This is a genomic window from Nocardiopsis listeri (assembly GCF_020741345.1).
Lineage (GTDB): Bacteria > Actinomycetota > Actinomycetes > Streptosporangiales > Streptosporangiaceae > Nocardiopsis > Nocardiopsis listeri_A.
This window is the reverse complement of record NZ_DYZD01000028.1, coordinates 1-4994: the sequence shown is the minus strand read 5'-3', so window position 1 is coordinate 4994 and position 4994 is coordinate 1. Positions and strand designations below refer to the sequence as shown.

5 protein-coding genes and 2 pseudogenes are annotated in these 4994 nt (G+C 70.1%); 2 read left to right on the top strand and 5 right to left on the bottom strand.

The window, feature by feature from the left end; genetic code table 11:
* The 3 genes and pseudogenes from K8V84_RS01435 to K8V84_RS01425 all read right to left on the bottom strand — a co-directional run.
* Window positions 1–261: pseudogene (locus tag K8V84_RS01435) on the bottom strand (ABC transporter); the annotation flags it as partial.
* Window positions 258–1157 carry an ABC transporter ATP-binding protein gene (locus K8V84_RS01430; RefSeq protein ID WP_304069402.1) on the bottom strand — a complete coding sequence of 300 codons (900 nt, stop codon included), beginning with the start codon at window positions 1155–1157 and terminating at the stop codon, window positions 258–260. The pseudogene K8V84_RS01435 and the gene K8V84_RS01430, both read right to left, overlap by 4 nt.
* Window positions 1154–1816 carry a hypothetical protein gene (locus K8V84_RS01425; RefSeq protein ID WP_304069400.1) on the bottom strand — a complete coding sequence of 221 codons (663 nt, stop codon included), beginning with the start codon at window positions 1814–1816 and terminating at the stop codon, window positions 1154–1156. Before K8V84_RS01425 ends, K8V84_RS01430 begins: the two co-directional genes overlap by 4 nt.
* A 255-nt stretch (window positions 1817–2071) precedes the next feature.
* On the opposite strand from K8V84_RS01425, the gene K8V84_RS01420 reads away from it, so the two are divergent.
* Both K8V84_RS01420 and K8V84_RS01415 read left to right on the top strand, forming a co-directional pair.
* Window positions 2072–3358: a histidine kinase gene (locus K8V84_RS01420; protein WP_304069398.1), complete on the top strand. Its 1287-nt coding sequence runs from the start codon at window positions 2072–2074 to the stop codon at window positions 3356–3358.
* Window positions 3355–3999, top strand: coding sequence for a response regulator transcription factor (locus tag K8V84_RS01415; protein WP_304069396.1), 645 nt, complete (start codon window positions 3355–3357; stop codon window positions 3997–3999). Before K8V84_RS01420 ends, K8V84_RS01415 begins: the two co-directional genes overlap by 4 nt.
* 6 nt (window positions 4000–4005) lie before the next feature.
* Here the strand turns inward: K8V84_RS01415 and K8V84_RS01410 are convergent, their stop codons facing one another.
* Window positions 4006–4659 carry a bifunctional DNA primase/polymerase gene (locus K8V84_RS01410; protein ID WP_304069394.1) on the bottom strand — a complete coding sequence of 218 codons (654 nt, stop codon included), beginning with the start codon at window positions 4657–4659 and terminating at the stop codon, window positions 4006–4008.
* 92 nt (window positions 4660–4751) lie between these two features.
* Window positions 4752–4994: pseudogene (locus K8V84_RS01405) on the bottom strand (porphobilinogen synthase); the annotation flags it as partial.

Genomic DNA, 4994 nt, shown 5'->3' with positions numbered 1-4994 from the left:
GATCTGCACCACGAGCAGCACGCCCAAAGGCGCGATCAGTTCGATGTGCGATCCCAGGGCGTCGCCGGCCGTCATCGTCGGGAGCTGCAGGTCCATCGCCGCCAGCTCACCCTCGGGATCGGCCAGCCGGAGCAGGTCCTCCATGTAGTGGGCGAGCAGGGGGCCGACCGCGCCGGAGGCGGTGAAGGCCAGGACCAACAGGAGCAGGGTGTGCGTGCGCAGCAGTCGGAGGGCTTCGAGCCGGTAGAGGGTGCCGTTCATCGGTCCGTCCTGTTCGTGAGGGAGAGGAAGACCGACTCCAGGTCCTCCTGGTGTCCGTGAAGGGCGACCAGCGGCACACCGTGCTCGGCGAGGGCTCGGGGGATCCCCGACTCACCCGCGGAGGCGTCGACGGCCTCCAGGAGCACGCAGTCCTCCTCGACGGCGTCCGCCCGCGTGACCCAGTCCTCGTCGGCCAGAAGCTCGGCGAGGTGGTCGGCCCGCCCGCGGACCCGCAGGTACCAGGCGTTGGGTCGCCCCTGATCGGCGATGTCGGCGACGGGCCCCTGGTGGACCACACGTCCTCCGACGATCACCACGACGTCGTCGCACACCCGCTGCACGTCTCCGAGCAGATGACTGGCGAGGATGATCGTGCACTCCCGACGCAGTTCGGTGATGAGGTCGAGGACGTCGACCCGACCCCGTGGGTCGAGCCCGGAGGCGGGTTCGTCGAGGATCAGCACGTCGGGCCGGCAGACCAGACCGGCGGCCAGGCCCAATCGCTGCCGCATGCCCCGGGAGAACCTCCCGTTGCGGCGGTCGGCGGCCTCCGCCAGACCCACCCGCTCCAGGGCCCTCGTGACCTCGAACGACCCGGCGGGAGCTCCCACCACGCGGGCGCTGAGATCGACCACCTCGGCGGCGGTCAGCCAGGGTTCGAAGTCGGGCACGTCCGGGCAGAACAGGATCCGTTCCGCGCGGGAACGCACCGTTCCGCTCCCCGGGGCACGGGTTCCGGCGAGGATCGACAGCAACGTGGTCTTTCCGGCGCCGTTCGGGCCGACCACCCCGAAGACCCGCCCCCTGCGAACGGACAAATCGACGTCGAAGATCCCGGTGTTCGTTCCGTAGGACCGGGTGAGTTTCTCGACCCCGATCATTTCGTCAGTGCTCATGTGCCACTCCTCGAATCGTTCTTCCGGTTCCGTTCTCCGATGAACGGAACGGCACAGCCCACGAGGATCACCGGACCGATCAGCCCCGTCGCGTAGGCCGCCATGACCGGTTCCCCCAGAAGGAACCCCGTCGCCGCGGTCACCGAACCGACCAGGACGATCCCCACGCCCACCGGCACGCGGGCCCGCTCCCACCAACGGGCGACCGGGTCGTCGCTCCCTGCTCCGGGGCGCAACAACGGAACGATGAGTCCGACTCCCACCAGGAAGAGGGCGAGGACCGCCAGCATGAGGTGGTCGGTGGACGGCCAGGTCGCACGGCCCGCCTCCCGCAGGAGCAACACGGTGTGCAGGATCGTCAGGACCAGGGACAGCAGCGGAAGCAAAAGGTTCAGGAACCGCCGCAGGGAGGGCGACGACCACGGTGCCCCCTGTCCCGACAGCCGTTGGAACCGCTCGCCCAGAGCGGGCAGGAAGGCCACGACCGGCGCGACGAAGAGGGTGACCGACGGCATGGCCACCGCGAAGAGCCAACGCGGGGTCATCGTGGGTTCGCCGGCGAAATCGACCTTCCCTCCGGGGATCATCGCGGGCAGGTCCGCCCAGACGGCGGCGCCGACCCCGAACATCAGCAGGGACAGGAGTACGGAAATCGCCACCCCCACCCTCGGAAAGAGGTTCTCTCCTCTTTCCCGGGTTTCTGTTTCCATATTCCCATCGACCTTTCCCGGACCTCGAATTCGTCTACGGGAGAAAGGTAGGGCGGAGGGGCGGGGGCCCACATCGACCCACGGACATGGCCCGGTCACGTGTTCCCCGGGCCTCGGAACATGCCGGAGGTCATGGCGACGAACATGCCGAGGTCATGACCTTCCCGCCGGCCCCGCCGACCATTTCCCCGTTACCCTCGAGAAATGACGAAGTCCGACGCCCTGCCCGACCTCTCCGCTTGGGTGGCCCTACGCGGAAACCGCCCCCCACGAGCGTTGAACCTGCTCTTTTGGATGGCGGTCCTCACCACCCTGCTCATGTTCGGGGTCGGCTTCCTCTCCGGCGGTGTGGCGGAACTCCGGGAGATGGACCCCCTGCTCATCGGCTACGTGGTCGCCAGCGTGGTGGGTCTGGTCCTGTCCTGTGCCCTGTGGCCCTTCCTGCCGTGGAGCCCGCGCACCTCGTGGGCCGGCCGGACCGCCACCGTGTTCTTCCTCCTGCTCAGCCTGGGCACGATGTTCATCAGCAACCACACCACGTTCCTGCTGGTGTGCGTGGCCGCGATGAACGCCGTGGCCGTCTTCGGCGTCGCCGGGCTGCTCGGGTACGCGGTGCTACTCATCGTGTTCTCGATGACGGCGATCCTCCTCCCCGGGCTGCCCCTCCTGGTCGGGGTGGCCCTGGCCATCGGCCTGACCATGCTCGCGCTGCTGTCCGGGTCGGTGTACGTGGCGTTGTTGGTCTCCGCGCAGCGTGCCGAACACACCCGGGAACTCCTCCGCGAGGTGGCGAGGGCCCACGAGGAACTGCGCCGTCACGCCGACCGTGTTCGGGAGCTGACCGTGGCCGAGGAGCGGGCTCGTATGTCCAGGGAGATGCACGACAGCACCGGGCACTACCTCACCGCCCTGACCATCTCGTTGTCCAACGCACTGCGCTTTCGCACCGCCCGCCCCGAGGACGCCTGGACCGAGGTGGAGCAGGCCCGTGAACTGGCGCGGGAGGCGCTCACCGACACCCGGCGTTGGGTGCGCGCCCTGCGCCCGCTCCGGTTGGAGGGCCGCGCCGGAACGGCCGCCATGCGCGCGATGGCGGAGTCGTTCTCCGGAGGTGGGGTGCGCATCGACTTCACCGAGACCGGCTCCTGGCCCCACCTGCCCGAGGAGGCCGAACTGGTCTGCTACCGCACGCTCCAGGAGGGGTTGACCAACGCGATGCGCCACTCGGGCGCGGACCGGATCGAGGTGGAGGTCGAGGCCGCCCCCGAAAGCGTGTCGGTGACGGTCACCGACAACGGTGCCGGGGCGGGCGATGACGCCCTGCGTTCCGGCTTCGGGCTGCGGGGGCTGCGCGAGCGGGTGTCGGCGGTGGCGGGCTCGGTGTCCGTCGACAGTCCGACCGATGGTGGTTTCCGGCTCCGGGTCGAGGTGCCCTCCGAGACCGGAGCGGCCGGGCGTCCCGCTACCGTGGCCGCCGGGGGTGGCCTGTGAACACGGTGTCCGTGCTGGTCGTGGACGACCAGATCCTGCTTCGGCAGGGTCTGCGCAAGCTGTTGGAGATCGAGGAGGGCATCGAGGTCGTGGGCGAGGCCGCGGACGGCGTCGAGGCCTTGGAGCTCCTGGCCGCCTCACCGCCGGACGTGGCCCTGGTGGACGCCAGGATGCCGCGCATGGACGGCATGGAGCTGATCACCAGGATGCGCGAGGAGCATCCCGGGGTGCCCGCGCTCGTGCTCACCACGTTCGACGACGACGAACTCGTACTGGGCTGTCTGCGCGCCGGCGCCCGCGGCTACCTGCTCAAGGACGTGCCACCCGAGGAGTTGGTGGCCGCCATCCGTCGGGTGGCCACCGGCCAGACCGTCCTGGGCGGGCCGGCCGCCGAGCGTCTGGTCGCCGCGTTGAGCGCGCCCGCTCCCGCCGAACCGGAACCGGCCGCCCCCACCGCACTGTCCGAACGGGAGTGGGAGGTGGCGCGGCTGGTCGGCGAGGGGCATACCAACCGGGAGATCGCCCGCGCGCTGTTCATCACGGAGGGCACCGCCAAGAACCACGTCACCAGCATCCTGCGCAAACTGGAGCTGCGCGACCGCACCGCTCTGGCTCTTCGGGTCGGCCGCGGCGAGGGGTGAACCGGATCAGGCCCCGGAGAACTCCTCGCTGGCGTCGGCGAGGATGTCCAACACCGCGATGGGGTCGGGAAGGACCACGGAGCCCTCGGAGTCGCGCGGGGTGCGGATCCAGGTGACACGACCACCCGAGGTGAGCACGGACGGGGCGCCGAGCACGAAGCTGTCCCGGCAGTGCCAGCGCAGGCCCGGCATCTCCTCCACGGCCTCGGGGACACAGTCCAGGTGACACGACCACCACTCGTCCTCGTCCATCGGGGAACGGGTGGCCACGAAGAACAGGTGGCGCGAGTCCAGGGCCGCGACCGGGCCGGCGGGCACGCCCCTCCGCCCCATCCGCGCCAGGGCCATCACACCGGCCTCACGGGGCACGTCCAGCACGTCGAAGACCCGGCCGGTCGGCAGCACCACGTTCGCGTTCGGGTCGGCGGTCCACCAACGACGGATCGTGGCGGAATCGGTGCTGGCCTCCACCCCCCAGGCCGCGGTGGTCGGATGCGCGGCCGGGTCGGGACAGCCCACGCGGTCACAGTTACAGGAACGGTCCTGCCCCGGGGCTGCGCCACGGACCACGGGCCAGCCCAGCTCGGCGTAGCTCAACGCCGACTCCATCATGCTGTCCGTGGTGCGGCGACGTTTCCGGCGGTACAACACATCGGCCATCTGAGCTCCCCGGTCGACTTCGGTGCGGTCGCGGCCGGTTCGATGTGGCCCGGCGCCCGGCGGCCGCGACCGGGGCGAGAGCCTTGTGCGTGTCAGCGCAGCAGCCGTGCCGCCTCGGTGGCCCAGTACGTGAGAACCTGTTCGGCTCCCGCGCGTCGGTAGGAGGTCAAGGTCTCCAGGATCGCCCGTTCCCGGTCGAGCCAGCCCTTCTCCGCCGCCGCCTCGATCATGGCGTACTCACCACTGACCTGGTAGGCCGACACGGGTACAGGAGCGGACTCGGCCACTTTGGCCACCACGTCGAGGTAGGCCAGGCCGGGTTTGACCATCACCAT